Source organism: Desulfosarcina alkanivorans (genome assembly GCF_009688945.1).
In the GTDB taxonomy this organism is placed as follows: Bacteria; Desulfobacterota; Desulfobacteria; order Desulfobacterales; family Desulfosarcinaceae; genus Desulfosarcina; species Desulfosarcina alkanivorans.
Genome location: NZ_AP021874.1, coordinates 3607496 through 3628342, shown reverse-complemented (window position 1 = coordinate 3628342; position 20847 = coordinate 3607496). Strand labels below are relative to the sequence as shown.

The following is a 20847-nucleotide window of genomic DNA, read 5'->3' as shown; positions in this document are numbered from 1 at the left end:
GGCTATCTCAGGCAGACACCTGATTCAGGCTACCGCCTCGATAAATGACGCTTCCATTTCCCGCCGGAGGCGTTTGATCAGCTGGAGGGACTCAGAGACCTTCTTCATCTCCGCCGGCGTCTGCCGCAGGTGCCGCATCTGTGCCGGGCACAGGTACCAGGTGCAGACAAAGGGCCGCTGGAGTCGTTCCAGCCGACAGCCGTCGGGGCCTGCATAGCGGCAGTGATCTCCCGGTTGGGAGAGCAGCTGCCGCTCGGGCGGGGGGATGCCGGCCAGGTGGAAGAAGAGCAGGTCCCTGAAGTCGGCCCATACCCACGCCCGCTGACAGCAGACGTCCGTGCAGGCGGGACAGGCCTGCTCACACAAAATGTCCATGCGGGGAAAGATGGACTCCAGCAGGCGCCGGGCCTGCCGGGCCTGCCGGTGGTTTCCGGCCAAAGCGGACCAATGCGTTCGAAGGGCGTCGGCCAGGCTGGCGTTGGCCTCGCACCACAGGGCGGGGGTGTTCCAGGGGATGGCGGAAAGGGGTGCCGTCATGGGGTTCTCATAAACGGATCGGGACCATTATTCAATATCGGGTGATGCGAAACATTTTACCCCGGATCAGGGAGGACATCCCAGGGATAAAATTTTTCACATCATCGAGACGTGCGCCGCAAACCTCTTTGTGGGCGGGCGTGGTTAGAAATGACCCATCGGCCCGGCGACATGGTCCACCCAGATGTCCACGAACGCATCATATTCGGCCGTGCCTTTAAGCACGGGGACGCAGGTGATGCCGGCGCGGGTCAGGATGGACTTCCAGGAATCCGCCTCATCGCCGGCCATGTCATTTTTGGCGTGATCGCCGGCTACGGACATGAACGGCATCAGGTAGGCCTTTCTGATTTTTTTCCGCAGCACCAGATCCTTTATCAGGCCGACATCGGGATAGCCTTCGACGGTGCCCACGAAGATGTTGGGGTCCTTGAGCTGCAACTGGAACATCAGCGCCGCATAAAAGGCGTTTGAGGGGTGATGGGTGCCATGCCCCATCAGCACGACGGCTTCACCGGGTTTGCGCTCGGGGGGGATGGTCCCGATAATGGCGTCCACGGCCCGCGCCATGTCTTCCTGGGTGGCGATCAGCGGATACCCCAGAATGATTTTCTGAAATCCGCCCATGATTTTGAACGCGCCCACGGTTTTGCGCAAATCGTGGTATTCCGCACCTCCGATGGTATGCAGGGATTGAACGGCCACGTGGGTGAATTTCTCATCCAGCATCTTCGCCAGGGCCACTTCCGGCGAATCCAGCACCTTTCCCTGACCGGCGAGTTTGTTGCGGATGATGTCAGACGTATAGGCCCATCGAACGGGCGTATCGGGATAGGCGGCCTTTACTTTCCGGTCGATATTCTCAAATGAGACCTGGGCGGACGCCTCACTCGACCCGAAGGCGACCAGGAGAATGCCGGTTTTCCTGTCCGCCTGATGGCCGTGACCGGCTGACGCATGCACCTGGGCTGCTGCCAGAAAGAAAAGTAAAACCAGCATGATTCCACACCGTTTTTTTGCTCGCATACCGTGCTCCTTTTCCATTGTCGTTGAGGTTGACCCTGCATGAACCGGCATAAAAAAACCCTTCATGGCCCGATTGGCATGAAGGGCTGCACCCGGTTTACTTGACCCTGTCAGAAATTGTGCCGAATCCGGTCCATCGCGGAATAGACGGCATTTGCAAAGGCAGGTCTTCTGGCTTCCGGATCCATCTACTTTCTGCCCTTCCCGTTTCGCTGCTTCCCGAAACAGTGGTGTCGCAGATTTCGTCCCCGGATACAGTGGCGGGACCGCTCCCGATTTAAACGGGATTCCCTTTTAAGCCCTGTCGGGCGCCTTCAGGGAAAAATCTCTATCCAAAAGGGTGTCCTTTGTCAAATACTAATACTCCCCTTCCGGGGCGACATCGTACCGGATCGTTTCGACTGGGGACTTAACCCGGAAGGCCAATTGGAGATGTCCTCAGGGCGCGCCGGGATTCCGGCCGCTGCCGCCCCTTTTCATTTGCCTTGACGCAAGGGCCTGTATGTGCGAATGCCAAATAAAAAAATGCATGGACGGTATGCTGTCGCTTTTGAATGATACCGGCGCCCATGCGTAACACAGGAACAGACCTATGAGACTTGGCATCATCGGGCTTCCCCAGTCGGGCAAGGCGACTGTTTTCGAAGCGTTGACCCGCAGCGTTGCCGCGGACGGCAATCGCCAGGAAAGCCGTATCGGTACCATCACCGTCCCGGACCAGCGGGTGGACACCTTAAGCGCCATGTACCAGCCGCGTAAAACCATCTTTACCCGGGTGGAGTATTTTCTGCCCGGAAAGGGGGACCACGGTGCCGCGGCCAAAAAAGACCAGAGCATCTGGACCCAGGTGCGCGACTGCGACGCCCTGATTCATGCGGTGCGCAATTTCAGCGGGTATGGTTTTGACGACCCCACCCCTGCGGCGGACGTGGCGGCGATCGACCAGGAGCTGATCATTTCCGATCTGGTCGTGGTGGAAAAGCGGTTGGAGCGCCTGGCCCTGGACGCGCGCCGCGGGAAAAAACCCAATCCCGAGGAGATTGCCCTGCTGGACCGCTGCAAGGCGCATCTGGAGAATGAAACCCCCCTGCGCCACTTCCCCGACATCGCTGCCGCCAAGCTCCTGCGCGGTTTTGCCTTTCTTTCGGCCAAACCCATGCTGATGCTCTTCAACAACGAAGACGAAGACGACCGCCTGCCCGAGGACGCCTCTCTGCCCGACGGCGAGGCGTGCATGGTGATCCGGGCCAAGCTGGAGCAGGAACTGGCCCAGATGTCCGACGACGAGGCGCAGGATTTTCTGAGCGAGTTCAATATCACCGCGTCGGCCACGGACCGCGTGATCATGCGCTCCTACGACCTGATGGGGCTGATTTCGTTTTTCACGGTGGGTGAGGACGAAGTGCGGGCCTGGACCATCGGACGGGACACCGATGCCGTGGATGCGGCCGAAGTGATCCACTCGGACATCAAAAAGGGGTTCATCCGCGCCGAGGTGCTGGCCTACGACGACCTCATTGCCGCCGGTACCTATGCCGAGGCCCGTAAAAAAGGCACGGTGCGCCTGGAGGGCAAGACCTACCGGGTCTGTGACGGGGATATCATCAACTTCCGCTTCAATGTCTGACGGGATCCGTTCATCTGTGACCCGCCCCGTGCCCCCGTCGATGCCCCGTTGGAAGGTGTTGCTGTCCGAGAGCGTGACCCGCGCGGGGCAATTGGCCGAGCACGTCGATGTCGACCCCGACCGGATAGCGCTGGTGATCCGTGATTTTCCCGTGCGGATCAATCCCTACTATCTCTCCCTGATCCGGCAGCCGGGCGATCCCATGTGGCGTCAGGCGGTGCCCGATCCGGTCGAACTGGCCGACACCGCCGGATCGGCCGACCCCCTTTGCGAGGAGGCGCGATCCCCGGTGCCCGGGCTGATTCACCGCTACCCGGACCGGGCGGTCTTCCTGGTGTCGGACCGCTGTGCCATGCACTGCCGCTTCTGCATGCGCAAGCGACGCGTGGGCGGCGTTTCCCGAAACGACCGCATCGCCGCCGGTATCGACACCATTCGCCGGACCCCCGACATTGCTGAGGTGGTGCTGTCCGGCGGCGACCCGTTGATGCTCGACGACGACAGGCTGGCCCGGCTGCTGGACCAGATCCGGCGTATCAACCATGTGCGCCTGGTCCGGATTCACTCGCGAATGCCCTGTACCCTGCCCCATCGCATCACCGACAACCTGGTTCACGTGCTGAAGGCATTCCAGCCCATCTACCTGAACACGCATTTCAATCACCCCGGCGAAATCACCGAACGGTCTTCGGCCGCCTGCGTCCGCCTGGCCGATGCCGGGATTCCGCTGGGGTGCCAGACGGTGCTGCTCAAGGGCGTGAACGATGACCCGGCCGTCATGCGCCGGCTGATGAGAGGGCTCCTGGCCATCCGCGTTCGACCCTATTACCTGCACCAGCTGGACCGGGTGCGCGGCACCGGTCATTTCCATGTTCCGGTGGCCACCGGCCTGCAGATCATGGATGCGCTGCGCGGTCACCTGTCCGGCATGGGCGTGCCCCACTATATGGTGGACCTGCCCGGCGGTGGCGGAAAAATTCCCCTGACGCCGAATTACGTGGTCGACAAACATCCGGGCCGCTGGACCATCCGTAATTTCGAGGGCCGGCATTTCAACTACCCCGTCTGAGCCAGGCCGTTTCTCCCGTTTTCCGGCGGGGCGCCGGTCCTGATTTTTCCTGCCCCGCGACATGCGGCGCCCGGTCATGTGACCCGTGCCGGCAGGCTTTCCGATATTTGCCGAATGCCATTTGCTTTCTGGCCCACCAATTTTTTTTGAGGGTATGCTTGCAATTATGGTCAGGTTCGTGTTCATTGGAAGGACGTTTATTCTGGTGGCATCGCCACGCGATGACTGTTAACCGATCCAGGCAACGAAGGGAGCAATCATGAAAAAAGGCGAACGACTGGTAATTGTGGGTTGCAGCGGTGCCGGCGGCCCGGCGGCCATGATGGCTAAAAAGCTGATGCCGGAGGTGGACGTAACGGTGATTCGAAAAGAGACCTGCTTCATTGTCCGGTGAGCGTTGCCCCATGTCGTGGCCGGTCTGGCCACCCCCGAATCCATCGTGGTCCCCGACAAGATGCTTGAAGCCGCCGGACTGACGGTCATCGTGGATGAAGTCGCCCATGTGGACAAGGTCAACAAGCGCATTCGACTGTCCGGCGGCCGCGAGATTGACTATGACAAGCTGTTTCTCGGCATGGGCGCCCGTTCTTTTATACCGCCCATCGACGGCCGCGACCTCAACGGCGTCCTCTCCCTGCGCAGTGCTGGCGACGCTGAACGAATACGGCGTTACATCGCCGAGAAAAAGCCTGAACGCCTGGTGTTTGTGGGCGCAGGTTTCATCAGCCTGGAAGTGGCGTCCCTGCTGGCAGCCGATGGCGGTTCCCCGAGAACGATTACCGTCGTCGAGTTGATGGACCGTCCGCTGCCCCTGATGCTGGACGCGGATATGGCGGCACCCGTCGCGGACTATCTGGCGGAAAAAAACATCCGGCTGCTCACCGGCGAGAAAGTCAAAACCATTCTCGGAAGCAATGGCCGGGTGACCGGCGTGGAACTGGACTCGGGAACGGTCATCGACGCGGATATGGTTTTCATCAACGTGGGGGTTCGGCCGAACACCGAACTGGCCGAGGCCATGGGCCTGGAGATGGGCCAGTTCGGCATCAAGGTCAACGCCTATCAGGAAACCTCCGACCCGGATATTCTTGCCGGCGGCGACTGTGTCGAAAAAATCAATTTCATCACCGGCAAGCCCGAAGGCGGCCGGCTTCGGGGCCCGGCGGTGATGCAGGGCCGTCTGGCCGCCAAACGGCTGGCCGGCTATGATATCCAGTTTCCCGGCGTGCTCAATGCGGGCGGATGCCAGATGTTCGACCTGGTCGTGACGGCCACGGGCCTCACGGACGCGGATGCCAAACGCCACGGGTTCGACACCGTCTGCGCGGTGGTCGATTCGCGCAGCAAGCACGCCATGATTCCGGGCATGCTGCCCTGGAAGATCAAGCTGGTGTTCGACAAGGCCAGCCAGCGGTTGATCGGCGGCCAGATCGTCAGCCACACGATCGGACCGTCCAGGGAGATCGATGCGGTCAGTGCCTTCATCCTCGGCCGGCGGACCATCGGCGAACTGACCACCTTTACCTCGGCCTGCAACCCGGATATCTCATCGGAGCCCAGCGCCGAGCCGATCACCATCGCGGCTGAACAGGCCCTGCAGAAATTAAGACAGGCCTGAGAAAACCCGGGGCACCTGGCGGCCCGTCATGCCGGTGCCCCGATGCCCCCATCGATTCTTGCGCTCAAGTTTTTGCCCCTGCTGACGATAACCGATCCATGCATCCATGACTATCCGGAAAAGGGTATTTCGTCCTCGGACGCCGAGCGATATGCCCGCGGAAAGATGCTTCACTGGCCCTGTTCCGGACCCGAATCCCCCATGTCCGGAAAGGCGCTCGATCAACCGGGGGCTTTGCTTTAAAGGAGCAATCATGATCAACAGGACGTATCTGCTGGCGGCCGTGACAGGTTTGATTTTAATTGCAGCGGCGGTACCTGCCGGTGCCTTTGGCGTGGAGTTTGCCGTGGGCGGGTGGCTCCAGGAACCCAGCGGGTCGCTGGGGTATAAGGTCCTGGGGGCGGACGATATCCTCGATGTCGAAGGAGACCTGAAATATGACGATGAAACCCGGGTCTCGGCCCGCCTGTCCATCGACATGCCGCTGTTTTTGCCCAATATCTACCTTATGGCCACGCCCATGGAATTCAGTGCAACCGGAGAAAAAGCAGACGGATTCAATTTCGGCGACGTCACCTTCAATCCGGGGCCGTTTTATTCGGAAACGGTCTTGGACAGCCTGGACGTGGGCCTGTATTATGGCATTCCCTTGCTCAAAACCGCCACCTTCGACACGTTCAATATCGATGTCGGCGTGAATGTGCGCATATATGATTACGAACTGAAGATTCGCCAGGATTCAAGCGGACTCCGTGAGTCCGAGACCGGCACCTTTCCCATCCCCATGGCCTTTCTGGCGGTCCAGTTCCGTCCCTTCGAGCGCCTGTCCCTCGAAGCGGAAGGGCGCGGCATTTCATACAGCGGCAACGACGTATACAGCCTGATCGGCCGGGTCAAGGTCAGGGTCGCCGGCCCGCTGTTTGCCGCCGGGGGATACCGGTACGAAAAGGCCGAACTGGACGAAGAGGATATCCTGGCGGATGTGGAATTCAGCGGTCCGTTCGTGGAAGCCGGGTTTTCGTTCTGACCGGAATGCCATACGGATACAGCGGTCCCGTTGCCGGGCCGCCCCCTTTACGCCCGGTCGGCCGGCGTGGGTGATGCCGGGTGCGCCCGAACCCAAAGAAGCATCGCCCATGCCGGTGCCCGTCCGCGAACTCACGCTTTTCCAACGCTTTAACCGCGTCCTGCCTTAAAAAGCATTGACACCCCAAAGGGGTTTCGTTATGGGTGCTTTGGTTTGATCCTGAATTTGATCAAATATGTGATAAAATTTTAAGGGAGGATTGAAATGGCTCTGAGTTTCATCGAGGGCAACGAGGCGGCGGCGCTGGGGGCCATGGCCGCCGGCTGCCGGTTTTTTGCCGGGTATCCCATCACGCCGGCCACCACCATATACAACGCCATGCTCAGGTACCTGCCCCCGGAGGGCGGGGTCTGCCTCCAGGGTGAGGACGAGATCGCGTCAATCGGCTATTGCCTGGGCGCCTCCATGGCGGGCAACAAGGTCCTCACGGCCACGTCGGGACCGGGCATCAGCCTTTACAGCGAACAGATTTCCTTTGCCATCGGCAGCGAGATCCCCCTGGTCATCGTCAACGTTCAGCGGCTGGGGCCTTCCACCGGATCCGCCACCAAAGGGGCGGACGGGGACATCCAGTTCATGCGCTGGGGCTCCAGCTCCGGTCTGCCGGTAATCGTTCTGGCGCCGGTGGATGCGGCCGACTGCTATCGGCTCACCGTCCACGCCTTCAACCTGGCCGAACAGTTTCGCTGCCCGGTCTTTCTGGCCTCCAACAAGGAGATTGCCATGACCCGGGAAAGCGTCGATCTGGACGCCATCGACCTGCCGGATATTGTCACCCGCCGGCCGGCCGACCGGCAGACCCCCTTTTTGCCCTTTGCCAGCGCCGGTGATGACACGGCCCCGGATTTTCTGCCCATCGGCGATCAAACCCTGGTACGGCAGACCTCCTCCACCCACGGCGCCAACGGATACATTACCGTCGATCCCGATGAGATCAACGCCTTTCAGCACCGCCTGGAGAAAAAACTGACCGCCCACGTGGACCGGTTCACCTTTTTCGACCAGGACCTGGACCCCCGGGCCGACACCCTGGTGGTGGCCTACGGCGTGACCGCCCGGGCCGCCCGGGTGGCGGTGGCCGCATCCAGAGCGGCCGGCAAGCCGGTTTCCCTGCTGGTTCCCAAAACCTTGTGGCCGGTGCCGGAACGGCTGATTGTCGATACGGCCGCCGCCTATGAGCGGGTCGTGGTGGTGGAAATGAACACGGGGCAGTACGTGCGTGAGATCCGCCGGCTGCTGCCCGGCAAAAGCATCGATTTTTTCGGACAGATGAACGGCAATCTGATCAAACCGGAACAGATCGGGGAGGTGATATAAATGAGCAGTCTGATCAATACCAGCCGGCCTCCGGTGTTCTGCCCGGGATGCAGCCATGAACGCATCACCACCAGCCTGGACAAGGCCTTCGGACGCATGGGGCTTGCCGGCAGCCAGGTGGTTATCGTCAGTGACATCGGATGCTCGGGCCTTTTCGACACTTTTTTCAACACCCATGCCTTTCACGGGCTGCACGGCCGGGCGCTGACCTATGCCACGGGGTTGAAGATGGCCCGTCCGGACCTGAAAGTGATCGTGACCATGGGCGACGGCGGCCTGGGTATCGGCGGCGCCCACGTGCTCTCCACCTGCCGCCGGAACATCGACCTGACCCTGCTGATCCTGAACAACTTCAACTACGGCATGACCGGCGGACAGTGCTCCTCCACCACCCCGCAGGAGGCCATAGTGGGATCCGGGTTTCTCAACCGGCTGGAAAAGCCCATCGACATCTGCCAGGTCACCGCCGCGGCCGGGGCCGGCTTTGTGGCACGAACCTCATCCTATGCACCGGACCTGGTCGACCTGATGGTGGCGGCCATGGACTTCGATGGATTTTCGGTGGTCGACATGTGGGGCATGTGCCCCGGCCGCTATACCAAACGCAATAAACTCACCCCCAAAAGCATCGAGGCCGATCTGGCCCTCCTGCCGCGATTTCAGGGGGCGGTGCCTGAAAACCAGCGCCAGGAGTACGGCCGCGGGTATCGGACTGCTGCCGGCGGGTTGCCTGTGCCGGCCCGGCCGGCCAAGATCGAGGCCCGCTTTCAGCCGCCGGCCTCCAAGCGCCAGGAGGTCCTGATCGTGGGCAGTGCCGGGCAGCGCATCGTCACCGCCGGTGAAATCGTCTGCCTGGCGGGCATGACCGGCGGCTGGCATGCCACCTTGAAAAACGATTATCCCATTACCGTGCTGCGCGGCCATTCGGTAAGTGAGATGGTGCTCGCCCCGCAGCCGGTGGACTATACCGGTATCGAACACCCCGACGTGGTCGTGGCCCTGGCCGACGAAGGGGTCGGGCGGCGCAGGAAAATGCTGGCCCGGCTGGGCAGCGGCACCCTGATCCTCAAGGCGGCCGGCGTCACCCTTCCCGAAACCGGCGCCACCGTGCAGGAGGTGGATTTCAAAGCCCAGCGGATCAAGGCGCAGGACTGGGCCCTGGCCAGCCTGGCCCTGCTGGCCAGAGGGAACCGGGTGCTGACCATGGAGATGCTCGAAGCCGCATTGGCGGTCCGGTTTAAAACGGCCATATTGGAGACGGCCAGGGAATTGATCCACCGGGTTACCCCCTAACCACCCTTTCACCATAACGGAGACGTAAAGGAGATCTCATGGATTTTCAACTGAGCAAGGAACTGGAGATGCTGCGCAAGGCGGTGCGCGAATTCGCCACCAAGAAGATCGCGCCCAATGTGGACCAGTGGGACGAAGCGCACTACTTTCCATACAAAGAGGTCATCAAGCCCATGGGCGAGCTGGGTTTCTGGGGCACGGTGATTCCGGAGGAATACGAGGGCGAGGACATGGGCTGGATGGCGGCCATGATCGTCACCGAAGAGATTGCCCGGGTGTGCAGTTCGCTGCGGGTGCAGGTCAACATGCAGGTGCTCGGCTGCGCCTTCACGATTTTGACCTACGGAACGGAAGCCCTGAAAAAGAAGTACATCCCGGGGCTGTGCACGGCCGACCTGATCGGTGGCTTCGGCATCACCGAACCGGACGCCGGTTCGGATGTGATGGCCATGACCAGCACGGCTGAAGACAAGGGCGACCACTGGCTGCTCAACGGCTCCAAGACTTGGATTTCCAACGCGGAGGTGGCCGACGTCCTGATCTACTACGCCTACACGGACATCGACGCCGGTTCCAAGGGGCTGTCGGCCTTCGTGATCGAGCCCAAGACCTTCAACGGGGTCAAGACCACCCGTCTGGACAAGATGGGCTCGTTCAGTTCGCCGACCGGCGAGGTGTTTCTTGACAATACCCGGGTACCCAAAGAGAACATTCTGGGCAAACCGGGCATGGGCGCCAAGATCGTATTCGGTTCATTGAACCAGACCCGTTTGTCGGCCGCGGCCGGTGCGGTGGGCGTGGCCCAGGCCTGTCTGGATGTGGTCTCCAAATACTGCAACGACCGCAAGCAGTTCGGCAAGCCGATCGGCCAGTTCCAGATGAACCAGGATATGGTGGCCCAGATGGCCACGGAGGTCGACGCGGCCCGCCTGCTGGTCTACAAGGCGGCCTGGGCCAAGGACCAGGGCCGGCTCAACAACGGCCTGGATGTGGCCAAGGCCAAATACTTTGCCGGAGAGGCGGTCAATAAGTGTTCCAATTACGCCATGCGCATCCTGGGGGCCTACGGCTACTCGACCGAGTACCCGGTGGCCCGCATCTACCGGGATACGCCGACCTACTACATGGTGGAGGGCTCGGCGAACATCTGCAAGTGGATCATCGCCCTGGATCAGCTGGGGTATCGCAAGGCCAACCGCTAAACCGTTTCACCCGGAAGAGGCATCTTGCGGCCCGGATCGGCGTTCTCACATGCTTACAATCCTCGATGCAGCGCTGCTACGCCTGCGGTTGCAAGCATGCTGCGACCTTGATCCGAACCTCGACCGACCACTTCCGAATAAAACGTTGAAGGGATTAAAGGGATGGGGGAACCGCTTGATTCGGGCGGTTCCCCCATCCCTTTTTAATTTTTCGTTGTGCTTTCAGGCCGGTCGAATTAGAAAATAGTTTTCCCCTGACTCGAATGCATCCCCCGGGATGAACGATGACAACAGACCGTGAGGACAGGATGAAGATTGTTAAAAATGTCGAAGATATGGTCAACAAGGCGCTGCTGCCGCCGGGAAGCCGGATCTATGCCTCGGGAAATGCTGCCACGCCCCAGGTCCTGTTCCGCCAGCTGGCGGCCGACACCGCCATCCGGGACGTGACGATGATGGGCGTGCTCTTTCTCGGTGACGTGGCGGAGCTGTTTGACGAGGCTGCATGCCGCCGGATCACCCACCGCATCATCTTCAACAGCCATCACACCCGGGAGGCCGCCAACCGCGGATGGGCCAAGTACCAGCTCATGCATCTGGGCGACATCCCCATGCAGGTGCGCGATTATCTCAATCCCGACGTGGCCATGCTGACCGTGGCCGGGCCGGACAACGGGGGCAATTACAGCCTGGGGACCACCGTGGAGGGGGTCATGGCGGCCGTGGAAACGGTCAGGGCCAACAAGGGCCTCATTCTCGCCGAGCGCAACGCCCGGATGCCCTTCGTGCTGGGGGACACGGTGCCCGGATCCTGGATCGACTACCTGCTGGACACCGACTACCCCCTGCCTGTCAGTCCGGTGCAGCCGCCGGACGAGCCGGCCCGCAGGATCGGCCGGATAATCGCCGGCCTTTACGTCCGGGACCGCTGCACCATTCAATACGGCATCGGGCAGGTCCCCGAGGCGGTCACCGATGCCATCCTGGAAAAGGGCGTCAAGGACCTGGGGATCCACACCGAACTGTTTGCCGATGCCATGCGCCGGCTGGTGGATGAAGGGGTGGTGACCAACCGCTATACCAGTACCCGCAACAAGTTCAGCATCGCCTCGATCTTCCTGGCCAGCGACCGGGAGGGGTATGACTGGCTGAACTACAACTCGGCCGTGCAGAGCCGGCCATCGGACTACACCAACAGCATCCTGACCATCGCCAATCAACCCAACATGGTTTCCATCAACAGCGCCATCGGCGTGGACCTTCACGGCAACATCTGGGCCGATTCCATGAAGGCCAGGCAGATTTACAGCGGTGTGGGCGGCCAGTGCGATTTCATTCGCGGCGCCAACCTTTCCCGGGGCGGGGTGCCCATCATTGCCCTGAAATCGCTGACTGCCAAGGGCCTATCCAAAATCGTGGACATGTGTCCAGAGGGCATCACCACCACGGCCATCGCCGCGGATCCGGTGGTGATCGTTACCGAAAACGGGGCTTTCGATCCCCGGGGCCTGAGCATCTCCGAACGGGCCGTGGGCATCGCCCACCTGGCATCGCCATCGGTCAAGGACGAGCTGCTCAAGAAGATTTGCGACAGTCCCGAATTCCACCATGAAAAAGGGGCGCTGACCGGCGGTGTGCCCAGGGGATTTCATCCCTATGACAGGGTGTAGGCGGGAATCGCATCCGATGATCAAAGAACCGATCCTGGTGGTTGACGATGCACCATACCCGTGCACGGTGGCGCCGGCCCTGGTGGCCCTGGGCTATCGTGTGGTGTCGGCCCGCAATAGCGCCGAAGGGGTACGGGAATATGAAACGGTCCGCCCGCCCTGGGTGATGGTCGGCATCGACATGAACGGCGCCTCGGAACTGGTGGACACCATCCGCACCCGGGACGATGACATCCAGATCCTGGTGACCGCCGCCGGCGAGGTCGACACCGCCATGGCGCTATTCAGGGGACGGGTCAACGAATTTCTATCGCTGCCGGTGCGCCCGCTCGCTCTGGAAACCGTGCTCCAGCGCATGGAGTCCGTGTTGCGGCTGCACCGGCGCGTCCGGTCCCTTTCCGAGAACGCGCCGTCCCGGGCCCGGGACGGCAATCGCGGCCTCATTGATACCGAGCGATTTCTGGCCGTGCGCCAGATCGTGGATAAGATGTCGGCATTCATCAGCCAGGTGGCCAGCGACGCCCAGGGGGGCATGCGCTATTTCAATGAACTGCCCTATTTTGTCTCCATACACGACCGGGACTGCACGGTGCTGGCCGCCAACAGCACCTACAACCGCTACCTGGGCAATCGGCTTCACCAGAACAGCTGGGGCCTCTACGCGGGGCGGCGGGGGACGCGCAGCGGCTGCCCCGTCGGCCGGACCCTGAAAAACGAAACCGTCCTGACCACCCGGGCCCTGGTGCGCTACGCCAGCGGTGCGCAGGTTCCGGTGACGGTGCATACGGCGCCCATATACGACAACGACGGCCATGTCGAGCTGGTCATCGAAATCTTTGCCGGCACCAAGGAGATCGAGCGCCTGGCCGAGGAGAGCCGCCACACCCACCAGCGATACGAACAGCTGTTCAACGCCGTTCCCTCCAGCATCGTGGTCCTGGATCGCCGTTTCCGTATCAATGCGGTGAACCGGCGTTTCAGGGAAAATTTCGGCGAACAGACCGGCCGGCATTTTTTCGAGGTTTTCCGCCCCGGCATTTTCCCCGCATACCGGGACCCCATTACCCGCACCGTACGAACGGGAGATCCCCAGCAGGGGGAGATGATCCTGACCAACAGCGAGGGCGTCAAAACCAACGTGATGGCCTGGACCTCCCCCATCAAGACCGCGACCGGAAAACTGGTTCAGGTGCTGACGATTTTCGCCGATGTGACCCAGTTGCGCAAGCTGCAGGCCAACCTGGCCAACCTGGGCCTGATGGTCAGTACCCTGTCCCACAACCTGAAAGGCAGCCTGACCGGCCTGGACGCCGGTCTTTACATGATCGATTCGGGTTTTTACCGCGACGCGCCGGGGCGCATCGAAGAGGGGCTGGACACGGCCAGGCTCATGATGGCGCGTATCCGCAAGCTGGTGTCGGATATCCTGTACTACGCTAAGGAGCGGGACCTCGATCCGGCGGCCGTGGACCTGCTGCAGTTTGCCGCGGGGGTGGCGGCTAACGTGGCAATGAAAGTGCGGGGGGCCGATATCCGGTTCAACCCGCAGTTCCCGGAGTCATCGCTGGACCTGCTGATCGATGCGGACCTGATGCGGACGGCCCTGTACAACCTGATCGACAATGCCATCGAGGCCTGCATCGAAAACCCTGCGCCGATCGCGCACCGCATCGATTTTCTGGTGCAGGCGGACCGGGACACGGTCCATTTTGTCGTGCAGGACACCGGGGGCGGCATGAGTCCCCAGAAAGCCGACAACATCTTCGACCTTTTTTATTCGACCAAAGGCCGCAATGGAACCGGCATCGGGCTTTTCGTGACCCGCAAGATCATCCAGAGACACGGGGGGGCGATTTCCGTGCAGAGCGAACCGGGCCAGGGAAGCCGGTTTGAGATCGTACTGCCGAGAAAGCCGGTACGCCTGTCGTAATATCGGAGTGAGGAGACGAGATCGGGGCGGGGGCAAAAAGAAAGGCACCCCGTCCAGGATGGAAGGGTGCCTGCCGGGGCTGAAAGGAATATTATTTGACCGGCCTTAAGTTGACCGCCTGTTTGCCCTTGGCGGTTTCCTTGATTTCGAATTCCACGCGGTCGTCCCGCTGAAGGCCGAAATGACCGTATTCCTTGATTCCCGAAACATGTAGAAAAATATCTTCGTTTTCCTGGGTGGTGACGAACCCGAACCGTTTTTTTTCATCGTACCATTTAATGTGACCTTCCATCAGCAAACTCTCCTTTGTTTTTGTCCTTGCGCAGTGGCTCAGGATGTCCCCCTGAAAAAGAATGCCCGATCATCGACCCGATCAGGCCGTCTCCAGGATATATACCGAGGAATGCACAAATCCGAGGATTTACCCGTTGGTATGGGGTCACCGCTTTGGTTGCGGCGCGCCCACTCGTTTTTTCGGCGTATCCGGCGGCCTGCCGGTGTCCCGTGCCGACCGCTGCCGAACATGGCTGAAATTAAGTCCATCATAGGTCATTTCCCCGTGGATTGCACGCGCTTTTCCTGAAAGCCCGTCGGCCGGCCGGGTTGCCTTTTTTTTCAAAGGGGGATATGCGTCCATAAACCTGCCAGAAAGGTGAAGGACACCGATGGAACTCACCGATACCCAAAAGGCCATCCTGGATGGCGAAGGTGGCCGGGCGCCCCAAAAGGCCATGGCGCTGATCGTACGCTACGCCGGGGTACTGGGGGCAGAGCGGCTGTGCCGGGTCACCTGGGCGGATCTGTTCTGCGGCGCCCACCACTATCTGGATGTGGCCGTGTCCGATGATTTCGACCGGATATTCTCGACCATGGCCCTTTGCACCACGCAGGCGGCCCGCCTTGAGAAAATGAATCGGGGCTGCATCTGTTACAGCGGCGTGGAGGTGGACTGCACCGAATTACCGGGACACATGCTGGCCGGGCCGAACCGGCAGGTGCAGAACCTGGCCATGCTCCGTCGCTTCGTGGATGCGGGGGTCGTCCTCAGCGGCACCTGCGTGCCCTACCTGCTCGGTTTCATTCCAGTTGCCGGGGAGCATTTCGTCAGCTGTGAATCCAGTGCCGTTCTCTTTCTGAACAGTCTCTGGGGCGCCTGCGGAAACGGGGACGGCATCGAAGCCAGCTTCTGCGCCGCCGTGTGCGGCTACACCCCGCTGTGGGGCCTGCACCTGCCGGAGAACCGCAGGGCCACCCACCTGGTGGCGGTCCGGTCCCGTCCTGAATCGGTGCACGACTGGGATGTGCTGGGCCATGCCCTGGGCAGGCAGCTGCCGCCCATGGCCGTGCCTGTTCTGACCGGCGACTTTGCACGCCCCGATGCCATCCGGCTCAAAGCCTTTTTTGCCTCGCTGGCCTGCACGGCCGGTACGGAGATCTGCCACCTGGAAGGGATCACCCCGGAGGCGGGCAGCATCGATCAGGCGCTGGGCGGCAACCCGGAACAGGGCCGCATCATCGTTTCCGACCGTGATACGGCCGAATCCGTCGATGGGCTCAACGGCAACCCGCGGGGGCCGATCGACTATATCTCCCTGGGCTGCCCCCACTATCATATCGATGAACTTCGTCGCATCGCCGCGTTCCTGGATGGCCGGCGCATTCATCCCGATACCGTGGTTCACGTGTGGACCGCCGGCCCGTTCAAGTATATGGCCGATCGTTGCGGCTACACGGAAACGATCGAAAACGCCGGGGCCCGGGTGCTCACCGGCAGTTGCCCGTCGACCCGCGGGTACCCGTCCGGTGTGCGCACGGCGGCCTACGATTCGGCCAAACAGCGCCTGTCGGCAGCCCAGGAGACGGATGCACAGCTTTATTACGGCTCACTGGACCAGTGCCTGCAAACGGCAATCAGCGGAACCTGGGAGGGACACTGATGGCATCGATCGTCATTCGCGGCAGGGGGGCCCTGGGCGGCGTCGCCGAGGGGCCGGCACTGATCAGCCGACGGACCATTACCGGTTGGGGGGGAATTGACGTTCATACGGGCAGGGTGAAGGAGCCCGGCCACCCCCTGGAAGGCATGCGCCTCAAAGGCAGCGTCCTGATTCTGGAGGGCAGCCGCGGTTCCAACGGCTGGTCCATTTTTTTTCACGCGGCCCAGGTGGCCGGATTCGGCCCGGCGGCGCTGGTCTTTCCCCATCTCGATTCCCGCACCGCGGTGACGGCGGCCGTACTCAACGTACCCATGGTCACGGACCTCGAGGACGACCCGTTCGACATCATCAGCGTGGGCGACCGGGTGCGGGTCGATGGGGATCGGGGTGAAATTACGCTGATCGGGGGATCAGGGGATGGAGGCTGCCGATGCAGATAGACATCAATGAGCTTGAAGGCCGGCTGGCGGCAACCGCGCGGCGGTTTGTTTCGCCCGGGGAAGCGGACTATTTCGCCGCGCTCTGCATGCAGGCCCATCTGAAGAAATCGCCCCGCATGAATCCGCTGGCCGAAGCCGTGGCCGATCTGGCGGTCTGGCGCGACCATACGGGCCATGAGGTGACCCCCCTGGTGGACAGGGGGGCCGTCACGGTACTGGATTTCAATGGCCTGGCGCCATCCCTGAAAATAAAATCCATTCACGATACGCTGGCGGAGCGGGCCGGGCGGCTGGGTTTGGCGGCCGTCGGTTTTCACAATTCCGCCGGGGTGATTACCCTGAACATGTGGGCCGACGGTCTGGCCCGACGGGACCTGATCGGCATTGCCCTGTTCAACGGCGGCACCGGGTGCACCGTTCCTTTCGGCGGCACCCGCGGGGTGCTGGGCACCAATCCCATGGCCTACGCCATCCCCACGGCCGACGATCCCGTTTGCCTGGACATGGCCACCACCGAAATTCCCTTTTTCGAGATCAAGAACGCCAGGGAAAAAGGAAACCCCTTGCGGGACCATGTGGCCGTGGACCGCCGCGGCAGGCCCACCACCGTTGCCCGGGAGGCGCTTTCCGACGACGGGGTGGCCAATCTGCTGCCCATCGGCGGCGGCTTCAAGGGGTTCGGCATCAGCCTGTTGATCGAAGTGCTCACCGGTGCCCTGGTGCAAAGCCGGCTCAGCACACTGCAGACCCCGGGATGGCATCCCCACGAATATGGCTGCCTGGTCCTGGCCCTGGACATTGCCGGCTTTGGGGACAGGAATGCTTTCAAAACGGCGGTTTCCGATATGTGCCGGCAACTGCGCAGGGAGACGCCCGCCGATTGGGCGGACCGGGTTGCCGTTCCCGGGGATCGGAGCCATCGAAAGGAGAAAATGAGCCGCCAGCGCGGCACGGTCGATGTCGAACCGTCAACCGTGGATCAGTTGGACCGCTTGAACCACGAATCTTGAACTGTCAGGCGCGTCCGTGTTTCGAGGGCCATTTCGGACGGTCGGCCTAAAAAGGGTTCAGACGTCCAGCCAGATATCCGCTTCTCCGCCGCAATGGCTGCACACGGCATGCCCTTCGGTTTTGCCCTCGCCCTTGGGGACGACACGAGGCGTTGCCGCCGCCTTCTCTTCTTCCAGGGAACAGGTAATGACCATTTCAGCCTCGTTCCCGCAGTTTTTGCACTCACACACCTGTTTGAATTTTTTCTCCGCCATTGCTGTGTCTCCTGAAAGGTTAAGGGACCGGGGGCGTCGAGGCCCCCGGGGTCCCCGGTTGAATCCGTTTTTATGCCAGTGTGTTGACGTCTAATCGATCAGGCCAGGTCGAAGCGGTCAAGGTTCATGACCTTGCTCCACGCGGCTACAAAGTCGTGCAGGAACTTTTCCTGGGCGTCCTCACATCCGTAGACTTCCGCCAGGGCCCGGAGCTGGGAGTTCGAACCGAAGATAAGGTCCACACGGGTGCCGGTCCACTTGAGTTCACCGCTCGCGCGGTCACGTCCCTCGAACACGTCTTCGTCCGCCGAGGCGGCCTTCCACGCCGTATTCATATCAAGCAGGTTCACGAAAAAGTCATTGGTGAGCGTCTCGGGTCGCCTGGTGAAAACGCCGTGCGGGGACCCTCCGACGTTGGCATTCAGGACACGCAACCCGCCGACGAGAACCGTCATCTCAGGGGCGGTCAGGGTCAGCAGCTGCGCCCGATCGATCAGCATCTCCTCTGCCGAGACGGCATATTTTTTCTTTTGGAAGTTGCGGAATCCGTCCGCGGACGGTTCGAGAACGGCGAATGACGCCGCGTCGGTCTGCCCCTCGGACGCATCGGTGCGTCCGGGCGTGAAGGGAACCGCCACCTCGTGACCGGCAGCCTTGGCCGCCTGTTCGACACCGGCACAACCGCCCAGAACGATCACATCGGCCAGCGACACCCGCTTCCCGCCGGACTGCGCGTCGTTGAACGTCTTCTGGATTCCCTCGAGGGTTCCCAGCACCGTCTTGAGCTGTTCGGGCTGGTTGACCGCCCAATCCTTCTGCGGCGCAAGGCGGATGCGTGCCCCGTTGGCCCCGCCGCGCTTGTCGGAGCCGCGAAAAGTGGATGCCGACGCCCAGGCGGTCGAGACCAGCTGGGAAACCGACAGCCCGGATGCGAGGAGGCTGCCTTTGAGGTCGGCGATATCCTGCGCGTCGATCGGCTCGTGATCGACTGCGGGCACCGGATCCTGCCAGATCAGTTCCTCTGCCGGGACCTCGGCACCGAGATAGCGAGAGCGGGGGCCCATGTCGCGGTGGGTCAGCTTGAACCACGCCCGGGCGAAAGCGTCTGCGAATTCCTCGGGGTTCTCCAGGTAGCGCCGTGCGATCGGCTCGTAGATCGGGTCGAACTTCAGCGAGAGGTCCGCCGTGGTCATCATGGGACGGTGTTTTTTCGACGGGTCGTGGGCGTCAACCACCATGTCCGCTTCATCCACGTCCTTGGCCAGCCACTGATTCGCACCGGACGGGCTCTTGACCAGCTCCCATTCGTATTTGAACAGCACCTTGAGATAGCCCATGTCCCATCGGGTCGGGTTCGGCTTCCAGGCTCCCTCGATGCCGCTGCTGATGGTGTCGCCGCCCTTGCCGCTGCCGAAGCCGCTTTTCCAGCCGAGCCCCTGTTCCTCGATGCCGGCGGCCTCGGGTTCCGGACCGACATGGGCGGCATCGCCGGCGCCATGGCATTTGCCGAAGGTATGCCCGCCGGCGACCAGGGCGACGGTCTCTTCATCGTTCATGGCCATACGGGCGAAGGTTTCGCGGACGTCACGGCCGGAAGCGACCGGATCCGGGTTGCCGTCCGGGCCTTCCGGGTTCACGTAGATCAGCCCCATCTGAACGGCGGCGAGGGGGTTTTCCAGATCACGGTCGCCGCTGTAGCGGCTCATGGGCTTGTCGCTCGTCGCCAGCCATTCTTCTTCGGCACCCCAGTAGACGTCCTCTTCCGGCTCCCAGATGTCCTCGCGCCCGCCGCCGAAGCCGAAGGTCTTGAAGCCCATCGACTCCAGCGCACAGTTGCCGGCCAGGATCATCAGATCGGCCCAGGAGATCTTCCGGCCGTATTTCTGTTTGATCGGCCAGAGCAGCCGGCGCGCCTTGTCGAGGTTCACGTTGTCCGGCCAGCTGTTCAGCGGCGCGAATCGCTGGTTGCCGGACCCCCCGCCCCCGCGGCCGTCGCCCATGCGGTAGGTGCCTGCGCTGTGCCACGCCATCCGGATGAAGAGTCCCCCGTAGTGCCCCCAATCGGCCGGCCACCATTCCTGCGAGTCGGTCATCAGTGCATAGAGGTCCTTCTTCAGGGCCTCCAGATCGAGCTTCTTGAATTCCTCGGCGTAGTTGAACGCCTCGCCCATGGGATTGCTCATCTGCGAGTGCTGATGAAGAATTCTCAGGTTCAACTGGTTCGGCCACCAGTCACGGTTCGAGGTGCCACCGCCGGCAGTGGGGTTGCTGACTTTGCCCGTTACCGGGCACTTGCTTTCTGCATTCATAAGGTCCTCCTTTTCAGTTGGTTTTTCGGATAAAGTCCGGGGTCGACGGCCCATGTTGCTTTTTGCCGATAGAGAAAACCGGGGCCTGCCGCTATCCAATCGCAGCCACTCACCGTTACTGGGTTTTGTGCACTCACGGTGGCGCTTCAGCAGAAGAAAAAAGAAGGATTTGATGTTGATGGGGGCGCTGCAGCCAATTAACGGGTTTCCCAATGACCGGCATGCAGGTTCCTTCTAACAAATCCGCGTGGCCGCCTCAAGCAATATGTGCACGGGCAACTCAGTCGTATGGGTATTCAAAGAAATCGGACGCGATAGCGACTTTAATAATAAAACCTAAAAGATATTAATTATCAATTAGTATATTTTCAACCTATGGTCAACCATCTATTTCCGGGGCGGTGAAGCGGTTGAATATCTTATGATAAAAATGGGTTGTCGCTCAAATCCCCCGGGCGATGTTAAAGCGACGCACGCTTTCACAGCACAGGCAGACGGCCAACCAACCATAGGGTATCGT

19 protein-coding genes and 1 riboswitch are annotated in these 20847 nt (G+C 61.4%); of the genes, 14 read left to right on the top strand and 5 right to left on the bottom strand.

Annotated elements, in window-relative coordinates; all coding sequences use genetic code 11:
• Positions 1-24: 24 nt before the first annotated feature.
• Together DSCA_RS16000 and DSCA_RS15995 are read right to left on the bottom strand one after the other, a co-directional pair.
• A complete protein-coding gene (locus DSCA_RS16000; RefSeq protein ID WP_155317374.1) occupies positions 25-537 on the bottom strand; it encodes a hypothetical protein in 513 nt (170 codons plus the stop codon).
• Positions 538-681: 144 nt separating this feature from the next.
• Positions 682-1563 carry a sirohydrochlorin cobaltochelatase gene (locus DSCA_RS15995; RefSeq protein WP_231716511.1) on the bottom strand — a complete coding sequence of 294 codons (882 nt, stop codon included), beginning with the start codon at positions 1561-1563 and terminating at the stop codon, positions 682-684.
• A 144-nt stretch (positions 1564-1707) separates the two neighbouring features.
• Positions 1708-1894, bottom strand: a riboswitch (cobalamin riboswitch).
• A gap of 261 nt (positions 1895-2155) precedes the next feature.
• Between DSCA_RS15995 and DSCA_RS15990 the strand changes: the two genes are divergently transcribed.
• The 11 genes from DSCA_RS15990 to DSCA_RS15950 all read left to right on the top strand — a co-directional run bounded on the left by DSCA_RS15990 (position 2156) and on the right by DSCA_RS15950 (position 14376).
• The gene (locus DSCA_RS15990) at positions 2156-3190 is read left to right on the top strand and encodes a DUF933 domain-containing protein (protein WP_155317373.1); all 1035 of its coding nucleotides are present in this window, start codon (positions 2156-2158) and stop codon (positions 3188-3190) included.
• Between the two features lie 16 nt (positions 3191-3206).
• Positions 3207-4259, top strand: coding sequence for a KamA family radical SAM protein (locus DSCA_RS15985; RefSeq protein WP_231716510.1), 1053 nt, complete (start codon positions 3207-3209; stop codon positions 4257-4259).
• 259 nt (positions 4260-4518) lie between these two features.
• On the top strand, positions 4519-4653 hold the full coding sequence (locus DSCA_RS32945) for a hypothetical protein (RefSeq protein WP_269434664.1): 135 nt from the start codon (positions 4519-4521) through the stop codon (positions 4651-4653).
• A 3-nt stretch (positions 4654-4656) separates the two neighbouring features.
• Positions 4657-5877: an FAD-dependent oxidoreductase gene (locus DSCA_RS15980; RefSeq protein WP_231716509.1), complete on the top strand. Its 1221-nt coding sequence runs from the start codon at positions 4657-4659 to the stop codon at positions 5875-5877.
• 42 nt (positions 5878-5919) lie between these two features.
• Entirely contained in the window at positions 5920-6120 is a 201-nt protein-coding gene (locus DSCA_RS31990) for a hypothetical protein (RefSeq protein ID WP_167527804.1), read from the top strand.
• Between the two features lie 10 nt (positions 6121-6130).
• The gene (locus tag DSCA_RS15975; RefSeq protein WP_167527803.1) at positions 6131-6904 is read left to right on the top strand and encodes a TIGR04219 family outer membrane beta-barrel protein; all 774 of its coding nucleotides are present in this window, start codon (positions 6131-6133) and stop codon (positions 6902-6904) included.
• 264 nt (positions 6905-7168) lie between these two features.
• A complete protein-coding gene (locus DSCA_RS15970; protein ID WP_155317371.1) occupies positions 7169-8281 on the top strand; it encodes a pyruvate flavodoxin/ferredoxin oxidoreductase in 1113 nt (370 codons plus the stop codon).
• Positions 8282-9574 carry a thiamine pyrophosphate-dependent enzyme gene (locus DSCA_RS15965; RefSeq protein WP_155317370.1) on the top strand — a complete coding sequence of 431 codons (1293 nt, stop codon included), beginning with the start codon at positions 8282-8284 and terminating at the stop codon, positions 9572-9574.
• 38 nt (positions 9575-9612) lie between these two features.
• Positions 9613-10776, top strand: a complete 1164-nt coding sequence (gene acd, locus DSCA_RS15960; RefSeq protein ID WP_155316370.1) for a glutaryl-CoA dehydrogenase Acd — start codon at positions 9613-9615, stop codon at positions 10774-10776.
• A gap of 284 nt (positions 10777-11060) precedes the next feature.
• Positions 11061-12446: an acetyl-CoA hydrolase/transferase family protein gene (locus DSCA_RS15955; RefSeq protein ID WP_231716508.1), complete on the top strand. Its 1386-nt coding sequence runs from the start codon at positions 11061-11063 to the stop codon at positions 12444-12446.
• 16 nt (positions 12447-12462) lie between these two features.
• Positions 12463-14376 carry an ATP-binding protein gene (locus DSCA_RS15950; RefSeq protein ID WP_167527802.1) on the top strand — a complete coding sequence of 638 codons (1914 nt, stop codon included), beginning with the start codon at positions 12463-12465 and terminating at the stop codon, positions 14374-14376.
• Positions 14377-14467: 91 nt separating this feature from the next.
• Here DSCA_RS15950 and DSCA_RS15945 read toward each other — a convergent pair whose 3' ends face one another.
• A complete protein-coding gene (locus DSCA_RS15945; protein WP_155317368.1) occupies positions 14468-14668 on the bottom strand; it encodes a cold-shock protein in 201 nt (66 codons plus the stop codon).
• 373 nt (positions 14669-15041) lie between these two features.
• On the opposite strand from DSCA_RS15945, the gene DSCA_RS15940 reads away from it, so the two are divergent.
• The 3 genes from DSCA_RS15940 to DSCA_RS15930 are packed head-to-tail and all read left to right on the top strand — an operon-like array spanning position 15042 to position 17763.
• A complete protein-coding gene (locus DSCA_RS15940; RefSeq protein WP_155317367.1) occupies positions 15042-16313 on the top strand; it encodes an aconitase X in 1272 nt (423 codons plus the stop codon).
• Positions 16313-16753, top strand: coding sequence for an aconitase X swivel domain-containing protein (locus DSCA_RS15935; protein ID WP_155317366.1), 441 nt, complete (start codon positions 16313-16315; stop codon positions 16751-16753). Before DSCA_RS15940 ends, DSCA_RS15935 begins: the two co-directional genes overlap by 1 nt.
• Complete coding sequence (locus tag DSCA_RS15930; RefSeq protein ID WP_155317365.1) at positions 16744-17763, top strand: Ldh family oxidoreductase; 1020 nt, start codon at positions 16744-16746, stop codon at positions 17761-17763. The genes DSCA_RS15935 and DSCA_RS15930 overlap by 10 nt, the downstream gene beginning before the upstream one ends.
• Positions 17764-17820: 57 nt before the next feature.
• Here DSCA_RS15930 and DSCA_RS15925 read toward each other — a convergent pair whose 3' ends face one another.
• Together DSCA_RS15925 and katG are read right to left on the bottom strand one after the other, a co-directional pair.
• The gene (locus DSCA_RS15925; protein WP_155317364.1) at positions 17821-18018 is read right to left on the bottom strand and encodes a hypothetical protein; all 198 of its coding nucleotides are present in this window, start codon (positions 18016-18018) and stop codon (positions 17821-17823) included.
• Between the two features lie 98 nt (positions 18019-18116).
• A complete protein-coding gene (katG, locus tag DSCA_RS15920) occupies positions 18117-20327 on the bottom strand; it encodes a catalase/peroxidase HPI (RefSeq protein ID WP_155320448.1) in 2211 nt (736 codons plus the stop codon).
• Positions 20328-20847: the final 520 nt, after the last annotated feature.

Excerpts from the sequence above, each read along its gene's own strand:
- DSCA_RS15950 (WP_167527802.1), top strand. The coding sequence starts at position 12,463 with ATGATCAAAGAACCGATCCTGGTGGTTGACGATGCACCATACCCGTGC.
- DSCA_RS15930 (WP_155317365.1), top strand. The coding sequence starts at position 16,744 with ATGCAGATAGACATCAATGAGCTTGAAGGCCGGCTGGCGGCAACCGCG.
- DSCA_RS15945 (WP_155317368.1), bottom strand. The coding sequence starts at position 14,668 with ATGGAAGGTCACATTAAATGGTACGATGAAAAAAAACGGTTCGGGTTC.
- DSCA_RS15955 (WP_231716508.1), top strand. The coding sequence starts at position 11,061 with ATGACAACAGACCGTGAGGACAGGATGAAGATTGTTAAAAATGTCGAA.
- DSCA_RS15965 (WP_155317370.1), top strand. The coding sequence starts at position 8,282 with ATGAGCAGTCTGATCAATACCAGCCGGCCTCCGGTGTTCTGCCCGGGA.
- DSCA_RS31990 (WP_167527804.1), top strand. The coding sequence starts at position 5,920 with ATGCCCCCATCGATTCTTGCGCTCAAGTTTTTGCCCCTGCTGACGATA.
- DSCA_RS15970 (WP_155317371.1), top strand. The coding sequence starts at position 7,169 with ATGGCTCTGAGTTTCATCGAGGGCAACGAGGCGGCGGCGCTGGGGGCC.
- DSCA_RS15995 (WP_231716511.1), bottom strand. The coding sequence starts at position 1,563 with ATGCGAGCAAAAAAACGGTGTGGAATCATGCTGGTTTTACTTTTCTTT.
- DSCA_RS15975 (WP_167527803.1), top strand. The coding sequence starts at position 6,131 with ATGATCAACAGGACGTATCTGCTGGCGGCCGTGACAGGTTTGATTTTA.
- DSCA_RS15925 (WP_155317364.1), bottom strand. The coding sequence starts at position 18,018 with ATGGCGGAGAAAAAATTCAAACAGGTGTGTGAGTGCAAAAACTGCGGG.
- DSCA_RS15935 (WP_155317366.1), top strand. The coding sequence starts at position 16,313 with ATGGCATCGATCGTCATTCGCGGCAGGGGGGCCCTGGGCGGCGTCGCC.
- DSCA_RS15990 (WP_155317373.1), top strand. The coding sequence starts at position 2,156 with ATGAGACTTGGCATCATCGGGCTTCCCCAGTCGGGCAAGGCGACTGTT.
- DSCA_RS15940 (WP_155317367.1), top strand. The coding sequence starts at position 15,042 with ATGGAACTCACCGATACCCAAAAGGCCATCCTGGATGGCGAAGGTGGC.
- DSCA_RS16000 (WP_155317374.1), bottom strand. The coding sequence starts at position 537 with ATGACGGCACCCCTTTCCGCCATCCCCTGGAACACCCCCGCCCTGTGG.
- DSCA_RS32945 (WP_269434664.1), top strand. The coding sequence starts at position 4,519 with ATGAAAAAAGGCGAACGACTGGTAATTGTGGGTTGCAGCGGTGCCGGC.
- katG (WP_155320448.1), bottom strand. The coding sequence starts at position 20,327 with ATGAATGCAGAAAGCAAGTGCCCGGTAACGGGCAAAGTCAGCAACCCC.
- acd (WP_155316370.1), top strand. The coding sequence starts at position 9,613 with ATGGATTTTCAACTGAGCAAGGAACTGGAGATGCTGCGCAAGGCGGTG.